13 protein-coding genes are annotated in these 18122 nt (G+C 57.0%); 6 read left to right on the forward strand and 7 right to left on the reverse strand.

Translation table 11 applies throughout. The features are described from left to right. The first annotated feature begins 325 nt into the window (after positions 1-325). Together QJ48_RS01520 and QJ48_RS01525 are read left to right on the forward strand one after the other, a co-directional pair. The gene (locus QJ48_RS01520; RefSeq protein WP_054971904.1) at positions 326-889 is read left to right on the forward strand and encodes an HNH endonuclease; all 564 of its coding nucleotides are present in this window, start codon (positions 326-328) and stop codon (positions 887-889) included. 143 nt (positions 890-1032) lie between these two features. After that, positions 1033-2010 (forward strand): YihY/virulence factor BrkB family protein, encoded by a 978-nt coding sequence (locus QJ48_RS01525; RefSeq protein WP_082420289.1) that lies wholly within the window; start codon positions 1033-1035, stop codon positions 2008-2010. A 44-nt stretch (positions 2011-2054) separates the two neighbouring features. On the opposite strand, the gene QJ48_RS01530 is transcribed toward QJ48_RS01525, so the two are convergent. The 3 genes from QJ48_RS01530 to QJ48_RS01545 form a co-directional block, all read right to left on the reverse strand. Next, complete coding sequence (locus QJ48_RS01530) at positions 2055-2279, reverse strand: hypothetical protein (protein WP_054971906.1); 225 nt, start codon at positions 2277-2279, stop codon at positions 2055-2057. A 178-nt stretch (positions 2280-2457) separates the two neighbouring features. After that, on the reverse strand, positions 2458-2766 hold the full coding sequence (locus tag QJ48_RS01540) for a hypothetical protein (RefSeq protein ID WP_054971908.1): 309 nt from the start codon (positions 2764-2766) through the stop codon (positions 2458-2460). A gap of 27 nt (positions 2767-2793) precedes the next feature. After that, positions 2794-7449, reverse strand: coding sequence for an HAD-IC family P-type ATPase (locus tag QJ48_RS01545; protein WP_054971909.1), 4656 nt, complete (start codon positions 7447-7449; stop codon positions 2794-2796). Positions 7450-7603: 154 nt separating this feature from the next. On the opposite strand from QJ48_RS01545, the gene QJ48_RS37945 reads away from it, so the two are divergent. Then, positions 7604-7768: a hypothetical protein gene (locus QJ48_RS37945; RefSeq protein WP_179223693.1), complete on the forward strand. Its 165-nt coding sequence runs from the start codon at positions 7604-7606 to the stop codon at positions 7766-7768. A gap of 109 nt (positions 7769-7877) precedes the next feature. After that, entirely contained in the window at positions 7878-8222 is a 345-nt protein-coding gene (locus tag QJ48_RS01550; RefSeq protein ID WP_054971910.1) for a glycine zipper domain-containing protein, read from the forward strand. A gap of 46 nt (positions 8223-8268) precedes the next feature. Here the strand turns inward: QJ48_RS01550 and QJ48_RS01555 are convergent, their stop codons facing one another. The 4 genes from QJ48_RS01555 to QJ48_RS37275 form a co-directional block, all read right to left on the reverse strand. Continuing rightward, on the reverse strand, positions 8269-9300 hold the full coding sequence (locus QJ48_RS01555) for a phosphotransferase enzyme family protein (protein WP_054971911.1): 1032 nt from the start codon (positions 9298-9300) through the stop codon (positions 8269-8271). 142 nt (positions 9301-9442) lie between these two features. Then, on the reverse strand, positions 9443-11374 hold the full coding sequence (locus tag QJ48_RS01560; RefSeq protein WP_054971912.1) for a hypothetical protein: 1932 nt from the start codon (positions 11372-11374) through the stop codon (positions 9443-9445). A 19-nt stretch (positions 11375-11393) separates the two neighbouring features. Beyond that, on the reverse strand, positions 11394-12332 hold the full coding sequence (locus QJ48_RS01565; RefSeq protein WP_054971913.1) for a hypothetical protein: 939 nt from the start codon (positions 12330-12332) through the stop codon (positions 11394-11396). Then, positions 12322-12483, reverse strand: coding sequence for a hypothetical protein (locus tag QJ48_RS37275; RefSeq protein ID WP_162238418.1), 162 nt, complete (start codon positions 12481-12483; stop codon positions 12322-12324). The genes QJ48_RS01565 and QJ48_RS37275 overlap by 11 nt, the downstream gene beginning before the upstream one ends. A gap of 219 nt (positions 12484-12702) precedes the next feature. Here QJ48_RS37275 and QJ48_RS01570 point away from each other — a divergent pair, with 219 nt between their 5' ends. Next, positions 12703-14475 (forward strand): VWA domain-containing protein, encoded by a 1773-nt coding sequence (locus QJ48_RS01570; RefSeq protein ID WP_193394375.1) that lies wholly within the window; start codon positions 12703-12705, stop codon positions 14473-14475. Positions 14476-14513: 38 nt separating this feature from the next. After that, positions 14514-17903, forward strand: a complete 3390-nt coding sequence (locus QJ48_RS01575) for a tubulin-like doman-containing protein (protein WP_054971915.1) — start codon at positions 14514-14516, stop codon at positions 17901-17903. The last annotated feature ends 219 nt before the right edge of the window (positions 17904-18122 follow it).

The following is an 18122-nucleotide window of genomic DNA, read 5'->3' on the forward strand; positions in this document are numbered from 1 at the left end:
AGAAAAACTCAGACAAATAGAGGTGGGGTATATCCCGTAAGAGTTTACGTCCGCCTTTGAAACCTGTGAAAATACCGCTAATTCTAATCAAATTCACAGGTTTCAAGAGCGGCTGGAGGGATATACCCCACCAGCGTATGCAGAGGATTTCTACGCGAAGCAGGTTTTCAACAATCACCCGGAGAAGGACTCTCCGGCTTTTTTTGTGCCGTTAATGATGCACAGGGCCAACGATAAGGGCCGTTAAAGAATGGAACATGCGGAAATCCCGGCAAACCTGTTATACTAGACCTTAGCGATGTCAGACGAAAAGAAGAGGAACAACATGACTGGAGCCTACTGCAGCCTGTACAAATCGTGCAAACGCTGCGGACAAAGCAAATATTACCGGCAGTTCCCGCCCCGGGGCGGCCGGAAAGGAAGCGGAGCATCCCGCAAAAGCGTATGCCGCAAATGCGAGCGGCGCAAGCCGGCCGCGCAAGTCCCGCAAGCGCCCCCGATACCTCGCGCGGCGAAGCTGCTGAGACAAGACAGACAGGGCATGATTCGCATGAAGGGGAAGAGCAACAACGGCAGGCCGTGGATGCAAGAGATCGAATGGAGCCTCGCGGTGCTGCTGGTGGAGGAACAGGCGGCCGTTGTCGTTACGCCATACATGATTCGCCGGCTGTACAGCAATGACGATTTCCGGACTATGATTATGACCCGGGATCGTTATACGTGCCGCTATTGCGGCGGATACGGCGATACGATCGACCATATCGTCCCGAAATCCAAGGGAGGCCATACGACGCCGGTGAACTGCGTTTGCTCCTGTTATGCATGCAACCAGAGCAAGGCCGACCAAGATGCCGCGGGGTTTATGGAAAAACAGCGTTCCCCCGTCTGATTCCGCAAGTGCCGGTCGTGGTACGGGAGACAAGGGCAAGCCGGGGCCTCGGTTCTGCACTCTTGATTCAGCGAACGTCCTTTACGGTTAAGTAACTATCCAAGCAAAGACTTTCCAAGCTTACGCAGCGGAAGGAGGCTGGGATGATGGCGAGAACCGTAGAGCCTCGGGATCGGAAGGGGGCTTCGTTCGGCGGGACCCGAATTGACAGCGCTTCACGGACGTCCTTCGGACGGAGGAACAGGCGGATGGGCTGCGCGGCCTTTTTGGTTCAGTTGTACTGCCGCTTTCAAGACGACGAAGTGCCCGCATTGGGGGCGCAGCTTACTTATTATTTAATTTTGGCTTTCTTTCCTTTTCTTATTTTCGTCATTTCGCTCCTTAGCTTCACCGAAATTTCGGCATCAGAGGTCATCGACAGCATGGCCCGAATGATGCCGGATCTGTCGAGCCGGGCGGTGGCGGACGCGTTCGGGGAAATTCAAAGGTCGCGCAGCGGCTCCGTGCTTTCCATCGGATTGCTTGCCGCTTTGTGGTCGGCCTCCAATGGCATCGGCGCGGTGATGAAGGCGTTGAACAAGGCGTATGATGTGGAAGAAAGCCGTCCGTTCTGGAAGGCTAAAGGAATCTCCGTTCTGTTTACCCTGGTTCTGACGGTTGTCGTTTTGTTTACATTCGTGCTGCTAATCTTCGGCAAGATCGTCGGGGCTTCGGTTTACAAATTTGTACATTTCCCGGGAAATTTCGATTTACTGTGGGGGCTCATCCAATATGCGATTCCGCTCGTCACGATTGCTGTCGTTTTCGTCCTCTTATACCGCTACACGCCGAATTTGCGGCTGACGTTCCGCGAAGTGCTGCCCGGCGCTTTATTTGCCACGGCCGGATGGGTCGCCGCTTCGCTGTTGTTTTCCTACTATGTCAATCATTTCGGCAGCTATACGAAAACGTATGGCAGTATCGGCGGCATCATCGTGCTTTTGACGTGGCTGTATTTGTCCAGCATCGTGATGATTTTGGGCGGCGAGATCAACGCCACGCTGCACTTTGACCGTCATGGCAAGCAAAAGCCTTTGTGTAAGCCGTTCGGCTTTACGCTGCGATCGGACCGACGAGATTGAACTCGTCAGACTTCGGATAGAGCGGAGATTGGAGTGGCCTCCGCTTAGCGAATACGCGGGAAAGCGACCCAACTCCACAGGTTGAGCTTGGATTGCTTTCCCTTTTCCCGGACCTGCTGAAAAAATTCCCCTAAAAATCGTTCCCACTGCTGTCCCACTTCTTTTTTGGCCGCCGCGTCCGCTTGGACGTGAAGAATGCTTTTATTCAGCGCCGCGTCCAAATGGGACAGCGCTTCGCGCAAATGGAAATCGACAGAGGGTTCCTGCATGCTTCAAGTCTCCTTTATTTCCGTTTCTCGATGACCGTCTCCAATCAAAAAGGCGAAAAAATGCCCCCATTGCTCCGACATCGATTGGTGGGCTTCCTCGTTGGAAGCTTGTAACTTGGTCACAGTTAAGGCTTGCTCCAGATGGAGCCGCGCCTGCCTCAGGTGAAATTCGACAGAGTCATCTTTCAAGCGCAGCTTCCCCCGCCTCGCTGCCGGTTAGCGCCGGCTCGAAATCGTCCTCGGAAGAGGCGATTTCGAGGTCCAGCTTTTTTTTCATGCGCTCGAACTGAGCTTCCGCGACGATATCTTCCAGCTCCTCCCGGGCCCGCTGCAAGGACGAACGGGCCGCGCCGGCCGCGCTCCGCAGGCCTTGGTAGCCGGCTTCGGCTACAGGAAGCAGCGTGGATTTGACAACGGGAAGGAGCGCCGACGCCGCAAACGCGAGCGCGGCGCCGACCAGCCATTTCTCGATCTGTTGTTCTCTCATGGTTCCTACCTCCGAATGGACAGCAAGTTAGGCGACGATGGCCGTCTGCATTTGTCGAACCGGCTCCGGAGCTGCCCGGCGTCCCGCTTCGACCCATGCCACGATCGGCTTCGAAAGCAGCGTTACCGAGCCGGCAACGGCAAGCACCGGAATCCAGTGGCTCCATGCGATCGGGGCCGCATGGAAGAAGCGGGCAACCGGCGGAACATACAGCGCGGCGAGCAGCGAGAGCCACGAAACGCCCAGCGCTCCGACCAGAAAGCGGTCCCGGCCCCAATCCTTGACCGACTCGGCCGAGCCCTCCTGCCGCCACGAGAACGTCTGCATGAGCTGGCCCGACACCAGCGTGGCAAAAGCAATGCTCCGGGCTGCCGGGAGAGGAACTCCCGACGCAAGGCTTGCCGCAAAGAGTCCAAGGGAGCCTAAGCCGAGCAGCGCGCCGCGCGTGAAGACTTTCCGGAACAGATTGCCGTCGGCGATTTCGACACGCTCCGTCAGCTTCGTTTTATTCCCCGGATTGACGGCCAGAATCATGGCAGGCAGCGCATCCGTGATCAGGTTCATAAGCAGAATCTGTACGGGTACGAGGGGCAGCGGCATGCCCAGGATAACCGCCGCGCTCGATACGATGACTTCCGCCAGATTGCCGGTGAGCAGACAGCCGAGCGCCTTGCGGATGTTGCCCATAATCGTCCGGCCTTCCTTTACAGCCTCGACAATCGTGCCGAAATCGTCTTCCTTCAGCACCATATCCGCCGTTAGCTTCGTCACCTCGGTGCCGGTTCTTCCCATCGCGATACCGACATTGGCTTGCTTGATGGCGGGCGTATCGTTAATCCCGTCCCCCGTCATCGCCACCAGGTGGCCGCGCTGTTGAAAAGCGCGCACGATGCGCAGCTTATGCTCCGGCGAAACCCGGGCATAAATGGCGGTATGCTCGACCGCTTCTTGGAGCTCTTCGTCGGTCATCCGGTCGAGTTCATGCCCCGAGAGCACCTGCTGCGAGCCGTCGTACATGCCGAGCTGTCTGGCGATCGAAATGGCTGTGATCGGATGGTCACCCGTAATCATAACCGGCTTGACGCCGAGCGACAGCGCTTCTTGAATGCTGTGCGCCGCCTCCGGCTTCGGCGGGTCCATCATGCCGACCATACCGACGAAAATCATGTCCCGCTCGTCTGGCTCGGGAAGGTCTCCGTCCGTGAGCGGGCGATAGGCGAAACCGAGCACGCGCAGCGCTTCGCCCGACAGCTTGCCGTTCTGCTCCAAAATGATTCGTTTGCGTTCTTCGGTCAGTTCGAGCAACTGACCATCCGATTGGACTTGTCTACAGCGCTGTAAGAGGGTCTCTACAGCCCCTTTGGTGAAAACATAGCAGTTCCGGGATTCGATTACGGCCGTATCCTGGCACACGACGCTCATCTTGCCGGTGCTTGAATCGAAAGGAATTTCTTTGCCGCGATGCCATTGCCGCATGGTCTCCGGGTGTATGCCCGCTTTGGCGGCAAAAGCAAGGAGCGCTCCTTCGGTCGGATCGCCCTTGACGGTCCAATGTCCCTCGTCGTCCTGTTCTAGCTTGGCATTGTTGCACAGCATGCTGATTTGCAGGATGCGGTTAAGCTCAGGCTGCTGCGGGCTCTGTTCGAGTGCCGCGGCTGCCCGGCCTGAGACGGCCGTACGGCGAATTTCCCCGGACGGGGCGTACCCGGTACCACCCACCTCCCAGCTCCGGTTCAACGAGACGACGTGTCGGACGGTCATTTCGTTTTTGGTCAGCGTTCCGGTTTTGTCCGAGCAGATGACTGTCGTCCGGCCTAGCGTTTCCAGAGCGGACAGCTTGCGGACGAGCGCCTGCTTGCGGGCCATGCGGAAGATGCCGGCGCTCAGCGCGATCGTAATGGTCACGGGCAGCCCTTCGGGTATGGCCGAAGCCGCCAGCGCAATGGACGTAGAGACCATCTGCGTCAGCGGAATGCCTCGCAGCAGTCCCGTGACGAACACGATACCGCAGGCAATCAATGCTCCTTTGATAAATTTTTTGCTGATGGAGGTGACCTGCTGCTGCAGCGGCGTCAGTTCTTTTTCATCGTTCTGCAATAAGGACATGAGATGGCCCATTTCCGTATGCAGGCCGGTTTGGACGACGACGCCGGTCGCTTTCCCCCGGGTAACGTCGGTTCCCATATAGATCATATTGGAACGTTCCGCCAGCGGGAGCGCTCCGTCGACAGGAGCTTCCTGTTTCGAGACAGGTACCGATTCTCCCGTCAACGCAGCTTCGCTGACCTGTAAGCTATACGATTCGAACAGCCGGATATCGGCCGGTACGCGGTCGCCGGCCTCCAACTGCACGATATCGCCGGGGACGAGCTCCAGTGCGGAGATCTCTTCCAGCGTCCCGTTACGCAGTACTTTACAGGTCGGGGGCTGGTACCGGTTGAGGGATTCGATGACTTGTTCCGCTTTGCGCTCCTGCATCGTGCCGACTGCCGCATTGGCGAGCAGCACCGCCCCCATGGCAATGCCGTCGAACAAACCGCCGGTAAAAAAAGACAAAGCCGTCGTCCCAAGCAGGATTAAGGTTGTAAACTCTTTGAACTGTCCCAAAAAAGAGACGATCCACGGCGTCGGCTGTCGTCCTTCCAAATGGTTGCTGCCGTGAACGCTTCGCAGTGTATGAACCTGTTCCGCATTGAGCCCGCGCCCGGTATCGGTGCCATAATGGCTGACGGCCCGCTCCCACGGAGCCTCGTGCCACAGAACGGATGCCTCCGCCGTAGCAGCCGCTTCGCCGTGCCCCGTTGCAAGCCGGGGCAGAGCCGCCCGCTCGCTCGTTTGCCGGAAAGCGGACATAAACGCCAACGAAAGGGCGTCGGAAGCCAAATTGACGAGCGGCGCACGAATGAAGCCGAATGCCGCCATAGCGGAGCCGAGCATGTTCCAGATCGCGGTAAGCCGATAATTCCGATATACGCTGCGGTCCATGCGGTCGGCGAATTCCAGCATGCGCGGAAGCTCGGACAACTGCTGCACCGTGATCGACGGAATGCCGTATTCCCGGCACAGGGCATGAACGGGCGAAGTATCGCCACAGGTCACCAGTAATGCGTTCTCTCCACGCGGAACGCAGGCTGCCAATCGTTCGGCCCATTCGCCGGGGTGAAGCGAGAGCCAGTCCGTATCGAGACCTTGCCGCTCCAGCAACGAGATGTCCGTCCCTTCGCTGCAGCTTAAGGCTCCGACCAACCAGCCTTGCGCTTTCAATTCGCGAATCAAGGGGGCGTGCGTCGAATGAAGCTGCCGCTTCTTGCTCAGCAGTCCGATGCAGGTTCCCCCGCTGCTTTCCGCCTTAACCCCGACGAAGAGCACGTCCGAGCCATGCCTTGCCAATCTCTTAGCCTCCAGCGCGTACATTTCGCAGTCGATTTCCTGCTTTTGGAAATAGGCATAGCTCCCGGCGAACACGCGGGCCCCGTTGATTTTACCCTGCAGGCCCTCCGCCGACTCTTCTACCTGAAACGCCGTTCGGAGGGTCCGGCACGTTCGTCTGGCTTTTTCCGATAGCTCGTCTTTCCACGGATGGCTGCTTTTTTCAAACAAGGAGGCCGTTAAGCAAATGACTTTGTCTGCCGCCGTTTCTTTCGTCAAACATTGAATTTCTTCGCTTTCATCCCGATAGAGTGCGGAAGCATCCTCCAGGAGCAGCGTTTTCGTTCTTGCCAGCTTGGACAAGGAGCCGCTGTCCGGAAGCAAGGCTCGATTTTCGGCGCACACAAGCTCCGCCTGCTGCCAGCCGTATTCCGCCGGAATGAATGCCGGTCTGGGGTTGGCGGCGAGCAGCACCGCAACCGCGCGCAGAGGGTCGCGCGTGAGCGCGAGAGTCGCTCCGGCGCCGATCAGCCCCCATTTGTTCGCTTGCTCCGTATACCGCCGAATTTCAGGCGGAAGCACCGCCGGCGAGCAATTCGCCGTCGACTGATTTCGTTTCCACTCCACATATTGCAGCAGGCTGATTCCCGCCAAAACGATCAGATTTTCCCGCACCAAAGCAAGCGCTAACGCACCGGTACCCAGAAGCAGGTCGGCGTTCCACTTGCGTTCTTTGGCGAAGCTCTGAAACCCTCTTCTCAGCAGCGGATAGCCCGTAATGACAGAGAGCCCGGCGGATAAATAAAATGGGGCCGGACTGCGGGCCAAAGCCGATCTGCCGAGCAGCAGCTGCTTCGCGCCGAGCACGGCGAGTCCGCCTATGCTGAGCGCAAGGGGAAGAGGCATGCGCCCTGAAGCTTGCGCTGCGCATGACGCTCCGGGCAGCTCCGCCGCGGCTGCGGCTTCCCGCTTGACGTACGATGCATCCGGGGAAGGGGAGGACTCCCCGCAGACTGCAGGAACATTATAGCTGCTGAATGACCCCGCATCGGCGCAAGGCTGCGAAAGCTCCTCTTCCAACCGTTCGATGCGTTCGAGGACTTGCTCCGCCTTAAGCTGCCGCTGATCGTATGTCAGAAGGACTCTGCCTGAAAGCGGGCAAGCGCGGACAAGGGTGATTCCGGTCCAGACCGAAAGCTCGGCCTGAATCCGCTGTGCCGTATCCGGATTATTATGAAGACCGTAAAATTCGATGCGAATGCGTCCTGGCAGCATTCGAACAAACCGTCGATGTTTCAAGCTTTCCGTAGGCATACATACGCTCCTTGGGCTTCCTCGTTTTGGAGTCTGGGGCTGATTTTCGCTAGTATACACAGCCTTTGGCGATTTATGCAGTTCGTGTTCAGGCATAATTTTTCATCAATGTGGGATGATCTGTAGTACATTATTTTTTTGAAAGGGTGAGACCATGGCGAAGCTGCCGATCGGTTATGTACTTGCGGGTGCGGCGATGATGCTGGCGTTTTCCCCGGAAGCCCGGAAAACGATGCGCAAATTTGCGGTGAAAGGGACGGAAGCCGTGTTGAATTTGACGGAGCAGGCCAAAGACACGGTGGAAGGCTTGCGGAAGTAAACCTGAGGGTCTGACAGAGCGTTTTCCTTTCGAGTGTTTTGAACGAGAGCAGGGCAAGCTAAACAAACCGGCCATGCTATGGCCGGATGACTCGAAATGAGGTGGGATCATGTTTCAAAGCGGTTCCGTATGGACCGGACTGATTTCGGGCGGCTTGTCTCAAATACAGGATACGAATGCGCTGGCCAAAGGGCAAATGGAAACCAAGCAATACGCCGTGCAAACCGTAGAAAACGTGACGGGGGCCGTCGGCATTATGGCCGGGGTAGAGTACGGTGCGGTGCTCGGCTCGGCAGTGCTTCCGGGTTTCGGGACGGCGGTCGGAGCGGTACTGGGTGGACTTGTTGGGAGCTCGGTCGGGCGCAGCGTCGGCCATCGGGCCGGGGACGCCCTGGTCAACAATCGGATGGTCCAAGGCGCGCTTCAGCCCGTGCAGCCGCAGCAGAATCAGTAAGAAGGAAAACCGGGAGACGGACTCCCGGTTTCTGCATGAACGGAGGTTACAACGCCGTTCGGCGGTAATTTTTTTTCAAGTATATAATCATGTTTTTTAGCTCCCGATTCACTTGCTCCGTATTTCCCGACTTGATCTCTCCGAGCACGTCGTCCACCTGATAGCAGGCAAACGCCCTGCGCAAACCGATCAAGTCGTTCAGAACGCTCAATTCCCGCGTGTTTAGAGGACGGCTTTGTTCGTAGCCTGACAGCAGCGCATTCAGGTACCGGTCTCCCAGATCTTCCGGAGTGTCCGCGCCTTCCTGCTTATCCGCCGCATAAGCCAGAAATGACGCTTCTCCCGCCAAATGGCCGACAAAGACGTCGGTTCCCGCAAGATGAAAGTCTATCACGCCGCACAGACGTCCGTTTTCGTCCACAAGCAAATTGTTTAAAGAAAAATCTCCTTGCACCGGACCGCCCGGCAGTTCGGGCCAGCTTGTCCGCAGATTGAGGCGCTTTTTCCGGTAAATGTCGAACAACTCCCGTACCAGCAGCGGCTCTGCGCCGCTAGTCTGGAGCGCCATTTCCAAGGCTTGGGCATCCTGGTCCAGCTCGTCTTCCGGGCCGAACAGGCTCCACGGGCTCTCGGAGGTAAAAGGAAGCGGTACGGGGGCCTGACCGGCAATCCGGTGCATGGCTCCAAGCCATTCGCCCGCTTGTTCCGCGAGGCCGACCGTCAAGCTTTCCGGTTCTTTTCCAGGCAGCCAGGTTTCCACGGTCGCCCAAACCTCGCGTCCTTTCCGCGACAAAATCAGGTAAGAACGTCCGTCGCTTCCGTACAAGCGCTTCGGGACGTTCAGTCCGCCGCCGGAAAGCAGCTCGCACAAGGAGGCTTGTCCTGCAAGGTCCTCCAAGGTCGAATAGGAGTTGGACATGATCCGCACGGCATAGCATCGTCCGTCGGACGTCGTTGCTTTCACTACGATACGCAGGTCGTCCGGCTCCTCTTCGTGCTGCACTCGGCGCAAGCCGGCGAACGCCGGCAATTGAAAATGATCCCGAAGTTTATTCAACAAAGCTTCGTCATCGAACACGGTCCGTCAATCTCCGATCCTCAAAAGATATACTCCTCTTACGGAAAAGCCCGGTCATTTGTTGCAGCGTCAAACTAAAAAAAGGGAAGACCCCGCCTCCAAAGGAGGGAAATCTTCCCTTTTTAAACGCCGGATGGTCGGCTTACGTCTCTTCGTCCTGCACGAGCGACGATACTTGCACGACGTAAGCTTTAACCGTCTTGTTTCCTTGCTTCAGATCCTCGGTGGAAGTGTACGTGCCCGTGACGACCACTGGACCGGTGCCGAACTTGAATTTGCCGGTCAGTATGATATACAGGTCGTCGAACTTGACGATGGCCCGGTTGTCCGCAACCGATTGGATGTCGCATTGGAATACAACCTTCGCGTTTTTGTACTTCGGCAGCTCGTTGGCCGTAATGCTTTTGACTTCCTTCGCGCCTTCCTTGGCATCCTTATCCGTGCCGTCCTTCGGATCTTTTTTATCGGCGTCCTGCTTCGCGTCGCCGTTTCCGTTCGTGACAGCGTTGTTCCCGTTTTCTTCGGATTTGACGAAGACATACCGCCCGCCGCGGTATTCGTAGACCGCTTTCGCTCGGGCTTGGGAGCCCGAGGCTTCCGTACCGTTCTTGTCCGTACTGTTCTTGTCAGCACCGTTCTTCTCCGGCCGCTCGGGCACCGGATTATCGGCGCTTACGACACCCGGACGCACCGACTCCAGCTTATCGGCCTCCAGATCGAGAAGCGGTGTAAGCTCGGACCCGTGCGCTTCGAACGCGACATAGCGGGCTTTCCGCTTTTTGGAGGCGGCTTCGAGCAGCAGCACGGGCTGTCCTTCCGGACTGAGCTCGTCGGCCGGGCGAATCGCTTTGACAGCCGTCAGGTCGTCCGGAATCGTTCCTTCTGCGACCTCGATGCGCTGGTCCGAGAACAAGCGGACGAGCACGAGCTTTTTCTTGTCCGTAACTGCAGCGGCTGCCGTTTGTGCGCCGCCCGACCCTTTCAGACTTGTGGCGGCGGTAAGGGCGCCTTCGATGCCGGCCTTTTGAAGCAGCACGGCCGGATCGCTTTCCAATCGGCGCTGACCGAGCGCCTGCAGCTCTTGGGACGTATCGCGGTATGCGCCGAGCGTTTTGTACAGCTCTTCGGCCTCCGCATACTTTTTCGCGGCGATCAGCTGCTCCGCCCGGGCCATGCGGCCGTTCACCACCGTTTGGATGTACCCGTTCAGCTTGCTGCCGCTGCCGAAGAGCTCTTTGTAGGACTGCACGGTTTTGGCAGCGTTCAGGAAGCCGCCCAGATCGTTTTTCTCCAGCTTGGCCAACGTGTCCTGAGCCGCCTTCTCAAGTTTTGCAGCGACCCAAGGAGCTTCCCAGCCCCGATCCTTATAAAATTTTTGCAGCCCTTCGCCTTTCTTCAGCATTTCGTCCAGCGACTTGGATTTGACCAGTGCGTCCAGCCGGCCCTGGTCGTATTTTTGCAGCAGCGGGTTCAACGCTTTTCGCTTCGCCGCTTCGTCCTTATAATAGACCGCGGGAATTTGCAGCAGGAAGCCGACAGCGGTATCGGCGTCGAATTTTTTCTTGGCGACGGCGCCTTCGACGCTTTGGATCAGCGCCGTCTTGACCGAACCGAACGCTTCCGCGAAGCGAGCGTCGATATTGTAGGACGCCGCCGTTTCCGCGAACCGCTTCTGCGAGCCTTCATCCAGCTTGGCGACTTGCGATTTTGCGCCCTGATACGATTCGTACGCTTTCACCAGGCTGCCGGCATCGTTTACGGCAACCGCCGACGCGATCTGGTCGGTCAGGGACGAGAACAGCCGCTTCGCTTGCGTAACCGGCTGAAGAGCGCTGAGCGCCTGCTCCGTTTCCGCTTCTTTATAATCGACGAAGCCGATATTTTGAGCCTTGAGGAATAGTTCCTCGGCTTCGACCGCGTTGCCTGCGGCAAGCTGCGCCGCCGCCTGCTGGTAAAGCTCCGCTTTTTGCCACCAGGCGTACACTTTGAAGCACGCCGCCAAGAGCAGAAGAACGAGGACGGCAATCGCGGCGTTTCTGTAACGGACGGACCGTTTATACGTAGAGATAGACATAGGCAGCCTCCTTTCCTTTCTACAGGATGCCTTGGAATTCCGGGTCGAAGTCGTATTTCAGCTTCACGGCATCGCGCGCTTTCTGGGTCAGCTCGGGGTCGGCGTCCGGCTGCTCGGCCAGCAGCCGGCACAGCCGCAGCAGCCGGTCCTTCGGCAGCTCCTGGGCGTGGTCCAGCAGCAGGCTGCGGTATGCGTGCAAATTGGACTTCACTCGCAGCGCGGCTCCGGCCGCCGCCGTCAGGACGTCTCTGCCCTCGGGAAGCCTCTCGATCATGCCCCGGTATTTCATGACGTAGTCGAGCGCTTCGCGGGTGACCAGCTGAGGACGAACTTTGCCGATTTCATGCATGTATTCAATGACGTCCTTGTCGAAACGGTTCGGCAGAAGGGAGCTGAGCTCAAGGTCCATATCGCTGCGCAAAATAAATTTGTTCAGGCAGTATACCTTTAAAATTTTGATCGAGTCGTCTTGAATGAAATACCCGATCTCGCGGAACTTTTCGTAGGCGGTCTTAAAGTCTTCCGCCCGGAGGTCGGCTTCCGCATCGTCGATGTCGAGCAGCAGCCCTTCGCGAATTTTTTGCTGATCTTGCAGGAGTAAACGGCTTAGTGTACGTCTATATAAGATAGGCTCGTAGCGCTTATGCAAAAAAACGAACAGCGCGACCAGCAGAGCGGCGCCGACGACGGACAAAATCATCTGCTCCGCGTTGCGGGCGAGCAGGAAGGCGAGGGCGCCGATCGCGCCGACGGCCAGCATGCCGGTCTGCCTGCGGTGCTTCAGAACCGCTCCGGCCTGCTCGGGGACGGCGCTGCGGCTTTGCTCGGCTTCGCACGAGAGGCAGCGGTCGTCCCATAGACAAGAATAGCGGCTGCAGCGCCGGCACTGCTTCAAGCGGTCAAACAAATGCGAGGTCGCCTGCGTTTTGCGGAATTGAACGGCGGTTTTAGTCGTCATGGCTTTCACCTTGATCACCTTGATTTAACCTTGCCGCGAATGCGGCATTGATATCCGCAAGCGGGACGTCTTGCTTCCGGCTATATGAGCAATACATAAAAAATGCTAGAAGAAACAGGGCTCCAAGAGCCAACACAGCTACGGTCAGCATGATTCTCTCCCCGGTATTTTCGAATTTGAAAGGCGATAAACTTAAGAATTCTGTAAGGTTTCGTTAGTGGAATTTTACTTTGTGACCAGTTAATATGTAGATTAGTAGACGACATGCAGTTCCATTGTACTACCCTCTACGGCAATTTACTACACTATACCATATTGGTTCGGGATGGTTCGACATCGAGCCGTCCATAGGTTTGGAGGAATGAACCCCGTGAAAATCATCAAAGCGCTGCTCAGACCCGTCGCCGCTCTGCTGCTCGCCGTCCTGATGCCGCTTCAGGCCGCGGCCGCTCCGGCGGGCGCCGTCGATATGAAGATGGACGCCGTTCTGTCGGTGGACGTCAGCACGTCCATGAACGAGAGCGACGTCAACAAAGTCAGCAACGAAGCGATGAAAATGTTCGTTGACATGGCATCCGTGCAGGGCGATAAAATCGGCATCGTCGCTTATACAGATCAAGTGATGCGCGAAAAGGCGCTGCTCACCATCAACTCCGCCGCGGATAAGCAGGACTTGAAATCGTTCATCGACAAGCTGTCCAAGGGGCCTTACACCGACATTGCCGTCGGCGTAAACGAAGCGGTGAAGGTGCTAGAATCCGGCACGGAGCAAGGGCATGTTCCGCTTATCGTGCTGATGACCGACGGCAACAACTGGCTGAACGCCGGCCGCACGCAGCAGCAGTCGGATCAAGAGCTCGCCGATGCGATCAAGAAAGCGCAGGACAAAGGCATCCCGATTTATACGATCGGGCTCAATGCCGACGGAAAGCTGAACAAGGCGGTGCTGGAGCGCATCTCCCACGAAACGAACGGCAAATCGTTCATCACGAGCACGGCGGACAATCTGCCGCAAATTTTGAGCGAAATTTATGCGAGCCATTTCAAGCTGAAAGTTGTGCCGCTGACGGGCTTCGTGGCGAACGGGCAGTTTCAGGATGTGACGGTGACGATTCCGAACGCCAGCGTGCAGGAAGCGAACATCTCGATCATGTCTGCGAAGCCGGTGGAGGTCAAGCTGTTCGACCCGTCCGGCAAAGAGCAGAAAATTCCGTCGGACCGCGTCGTCTATACGGCTTCGAGCGCTTACTCTTTATTGAAAGTATTGACTCCGGCGCAAGGCGACTGGAAGCTGCAGGTCAAAGGTGTACAGAAGGAAAAAATTAACATTAACCTCGTGTACAATTACGACCTCCAGCTTGTGATGGAGCCCCTGGCATCGACGACGTTGAAGCCGGGCGACGAAGTGCAGGTCAAAGCGTATTTGCAGACCGCCGGACAAAAGACGGCCGATGCCGATTTGTACAAGGGCTTGAAGGCGTCGGCGGTCTTGACGGACCTGGATACGAAGAAGTCCGAGGAGAAGCCGCTGACGATCGGCGCACAGGGCATCGCGGGCAGCTTTAAGGTCGCGGATGCGCACGATTACGAGCTTAAGATCAAGGCGGAAGGCGCGAACTTCCTGCGCGAGACGGTGCCCGTGAAGCTCACGGCCAAATCCGGCGGAGCGGCATCCAAGCCTGCGCCCGAGCCGGCGAAGGAGTCGGCGGCCGGTGCGCTCAGCCCGACCGTATGGGCGGCGATCATCGCCGGGGCGCTTGTGCTTGCGGGAGGCGTCCTGTACGCGCTGGCGGCTTACCGCAAGGCGAACAAGGGCTTCGTCGGGCAGCTCGTGATCGAGGTCAAGGACGAGGACACGGGCGAGCGGACGAATCCGCAGTACCGCAAGCTGAACGCGTTCAAGGGCAAGGTGACGCTGCATCAGCTGCTCCAGCTCGCGCCGGAGTTTGCGGAAACGAAGGATATCGTCTTCCGGCCCGGTCCGAACGACACGGTGCTGCTGCATAATGCGACGCCCTGCGTCGTCGAAAAAGGCGGACGGGTGTTCGATGCCGCCAAAGGAAAAGAAATTCGTGCAAATGACCGCATCAAAATCGCTCTTCAAAACGTCAATAAGTCGATAAGCGTCGAATACTTGAAATAAATATCCCATATGGCCTTGGTAACAGGAGGAGTCCGGACATGAAAGCAGTAGTCAGAGAGCATATACAGCAGTTGGACGTATCCTTGGGCGGCGGCATTGTCAGCGAGAAAATCCGCGTCGACACGATCGACAACCCGATGCTGGTCATCGGTCTCGGCGGAACCGGCATCGATGCGCTGCTGCGGCTCAAGTATCAGGTGAACCGGCGGTTCAAGCTGCCGGAGGACCCGTTCACGAAGAAAAAGCGCGAGAAGCCCGACAACATCGAGTTTCTCGCGTTCGAGACGAACGAGCACGACCGCAACAAGCGGTATAAGGGCATCGGCCTCGATCCGATGACCGAATTCGTGCTGCTGTCGAATGCCGAGATCGGCAGCGTGCTGCAAAACCGCAGCATTTTGGAGCCGTACATGAAAGAATGGCTGTCGCCGGAGCTGACGATTACGGACGGCATCAACGGCGCTTCGGGCGTCCGGCAAGCGGGCCGGCTGCTGCTATTCACGAAGATCGTGCAGGTCGTGCAAACGATCGAGCGCAAAATCAAGACGCTGTCGGTGGGCACGAACAAGAAGCTGATGGTGTTCCTGCTGACGGGTATCTCCGGCGGCACGGGCAGCGGCTGCTTCCTCGATATCGCGTATATCGTGCGCGGTATTCTGGAGCGGGATTACGGCTCGGCCGGCGTCGATAAAGTCGGCATTCTCGGCTACCTGTTCACGCCGGACGTCAATTTGGCGAACAAGGCATTGACCGAGCATTCGCGCGAATATATCAAGAAGAACGGCTATGCGGCGCTCAAGGAGCTCGACTATTGGATGAACGTGGATGAGCGGGGCGACCGTTTCAAGCAGCAGTACGCGAACATTTTGACGGTCAACTCACCGATGCCGCCTTTTAACCTCGCGCACCTCATTTCGGCGACAAACCTCGAAGGCAAGCAGCTCGAAAATGCGTATGACTACTGCATGAACGTGACGGCGGAGAACATCACGAACTTCATGGCCAGCGAGCAAAAGCAGTCCGGCGAGGAATTCGCGATTCACGACTATATCAGCAACATCCGCACGAATATCAATCAGATGCCAAAGACGTATGCGGCGAACTATCAATACAATATTTTGGGCGCGTCGTCCGCAGTACTGCCGATCGAGGAAATGACGACGTTTTTGGCTTATAAAGTATTTCAGCGCATGTCGACGATGTTCGAAGCGGGTCCGAGTCAGGAGGACGTCGAGAAGCTGGCGCACAAGCTGGGCCTCGACCCGGATTCGATCCACCGCGAATTCGACAAAAACGTGCCGGAGCCGCTGCCCGGTTACCAGAACAGCGAGCGGCTCAGCTACAACAACGTGGTCAAGCAGCAAATCGTCCATATCGACACGGAGCTGGAGCAGAGCTACCTGTCCCGGGCCCGGGAGGAGTACATCAAGGCCCGCAAGCAGCTGCCGGGTCAAATTCGGGAAGTGTTCGCCGAGCAGATGGGCAAAATGTTCCGGCATCCCGAGCAGGGGCCGTTTTACGTGTCGCGGATCATTTTGCAGGACAAAGGCTTTTGCCTGCTGAAGCTGATCTCGTCGTACATCGAATCGCTGAAGGAAAACGTGTACCGCATTCCTCGGGATATCGAGGCGGCAGGCGATACTGCCATGCAGAAGCTGACCGAAGCGAAGAGCGCGTTCATCTCCAAGGACAAGAAGAAGGACGCCTATATCGAAGCGAAAATCCAGGAGTACTTGCTGCACTCCGACCGCGAGCGGATGGAGCAGATGATCGAGTTCTACGAGGACCTGTATACGCTCATCAACAACGACAACTCGCGTATTTATCAGGTGTTCACCGAAATCTTGAACGAACTGAACAAAATTTTCCAGAAAAACGGCGATATCCTCACCAAAGGGCAGGAGGAAGTCGATCACAAGGGCAACCGCACGTACTATTGGAACATCGTCAGCGTGCCGGATATGGCGAAGCTGATCGGCGACGTGACCGACGAGAAGAACGTTACCGAGCTGATCCGCGACTTTACGCAGGAGCTGCTGGAGAAGTCGAACCAATGGATCAAGGAGCAGGAAGTGGACGTTGTCTCCTCGATTTCCGAGTTTTTGACCGAGCAGTTCAGCGACCTGATCACGAAGTCGATGGAGGATTTCCTGATCATCAAATACGGTCATGAGGATTCGTTAGAGAAGCTGGTGGAGCAGAAGATTGCCGGGCGGCTGTACGAGGAAGCGAAGCCGGTGTTCCATCTGACCAACAGCTCGGGCCATTTCAATTTCCCGTCGTGGGGCTTCGTCTCCGTGCCGGTGAAGGCGCCGAATATTTTCAAGGGCATCCGCAACTTCCAGGATAATGCCATCGCGAACTCGCGCTTCACGATCAAGGAGAGCGAAGTGAAAAACCGCGTTTTCTGGCTGAACACCCAGAACGGCATTCCGCTGTTCCTGTATACGCCGCTGAAAGTATACGAGGAAAGCTACGAACGCTCGATTCTGGAGCCGGAAGGCGTCGGACGCCATCTGGTCCAGACGGAGAAGACGAACTGGACATACCTGCCGTCTCCGATCCCGGAAAAATCGTGGGGCGACACCTACGAAAACGCGCGTGTGAAACATTACAACGCCGAAGTCCGCAGCATGTTCGACCAATCGCTGGCCTTGCGAATTATCCGCGAGAAGTCGGCGGATCAAGGCACGACGGGACGGTACGAGTGCGTATTCACGAAGCCGTTCGATCTGGAGCAGAAGCTGGCGTCGTACCCGATGCAGCTTGACGCGGCGAAGCCGAACCTTGGCGAAATCAAGCGCTGTGTTGCCGACTTGAAGGCGCTTGTGGCAAACGGCTTGGAGCAAGAGGGCTTGAAAGACATCTTCGGCAGCGTGAACGAGGAGATGGCGAAGGAGAACCTGATCCGCTCGCCGGAGCTGCTGCGCCGCGTCCGCGAGGAGCTGGGCAAGTACCGGCGGATCGAAGCGAAAATCGCCGAGCTGGAGCAGGTGCTCGCCGCCCATCAGGACGAGGAGAAATTCATCCAGCAGTTCATCGAAGCAATGTACACCGGCGCGATCGTCAAAAAAGGCGCGCTGTACGTCTACGACCATGACGCGGAAGAGGACCCGTGGGAGCCGTTCGTCAACCTGATGCAGACCGGTAAATTCCCGGAATACGAAATTTACCGCAAAATCCGCGCCCTCGACGCGAAGCGTCTCGGTCTGCTCCAACGCAAATCGTCGAAGCTCAGCCAGCAGCTTACCGCTCAAGAAGACATCAGCGGCCTGCTGACGAAGCTGCAGGACATGGCCGGCGCTTATCAGGACGCCAAGTCCGCGCTCGACTACGACCGCGGCGAATACGTCGACGGCGAAGACATGTACCAATTCTACAAGCAAATCGCCAGCAAAGTGAGCGACATCCTCCGCAGCTTGAAATAGCAGCTTCGGAGTCATATCCAAATACGCAGCCGATCCAAGGCTGCGGCGGTTTTTTAGTTAACTTCGTGAAATTTAGCGAGATTAGGCAAGATATGCCCTGGAAGAAGCGCTTGCGCTGTCCGCCTTTGAAACCCATGAATATTCCTTAAAATATAATCGGTATTCATGGGTTTCAAGAGCGGCTGGAGGGGGATATCTTGCCGTTCTCCCCGCTTAATT

The organism is Paenibacillus sp. A3 (genome assembly GCF_001399685.1).
Taxonomy (GTDB): Bacteria; Bacillota; Bacilli; order Paenibacillales; family NBRC-103111; genus Paenibacillus_G.

Bases quoted from the DNA above. Each gene is read 5' to 3' on its own strand.
- QJ48_RS01525 (WP_082420289.1), top strand. From the start codon at position 1,033: ATGATGGCGAGAACCGTAGAGCCTCGGGATCGGAAGGGGGCTTCGTTC.
- QJ48_RS01550 (WP_054971910.1), top strand. From the start codon at position 7,878: ATGTTTCAAAGCGGTTCCGTATGGACCGGACTGATTTCGGGCGGCTTG.
- QJ48_RS01520 (WP_054971904.1), top strand. From the start codon at position 326: ATGACTGGAGCCTACTGCAGCCTGTACAAATCGTGCAAACGCTGCGGA.
- QJ48_RS01575 (WP_054971915.1), top strand. From the start codon at position 14,514: ATGAAAGCAGTAGTCAGAGAGCATATACAGCAGTTGGACGTATCCTTG.
- QJ48_RS37275 (WP_162238418.1), bottom strand. From the start codon at position 12,483: ATGCTGACCGTAGCTGTGTTGGCTCTTGGAGCCCTGTTTCTTCTAGCA.
- QJ48_RS01545 (WP_054971909.1), bottom strand. From the start codon at position 7,449: ATGCCTACGGAAAGCTTGAAACATCGACGGTTTGTTCGAATGCTGCCA.
- QJ48_RS01560 (WP_054971912.1), bottom strand. From the start codon at position 11,374: ATGTCTATCTCTACGTATAAACGGTCCGTCCGTTACAGAAACGCCGCG.
- QJ48_RS01540 (WP_054971908.1), bottom strand. From the start codon at position 2,766: ATGAGAGAACAACAGATCGAGAAATGGCTGGTCGGCGCCGCGCTCGCG.
- QJ48_RS01565 (WP_054971913.1), bottom strand. From the start codon at position 12,332: ATGACGACTAAAACCGCCGTTCAATTCCGCAAAACGCAGGCGACCTCG.
- QJ48_RS37945 (WP_179223693.1), top strand. From the start codon at position 7,604: ATGGCGAAGCTGCCGATCGGTTATGTACTTGCGGGTGCGGCGATGATG.
- QJ48_RS01530 (WP_054971906.1), bottom strand. From the start codon at position 2,279: ATGCAGGAACCCTCTGTCGATTTCCATTTGCGCGAAGCGCTGTCCCAT.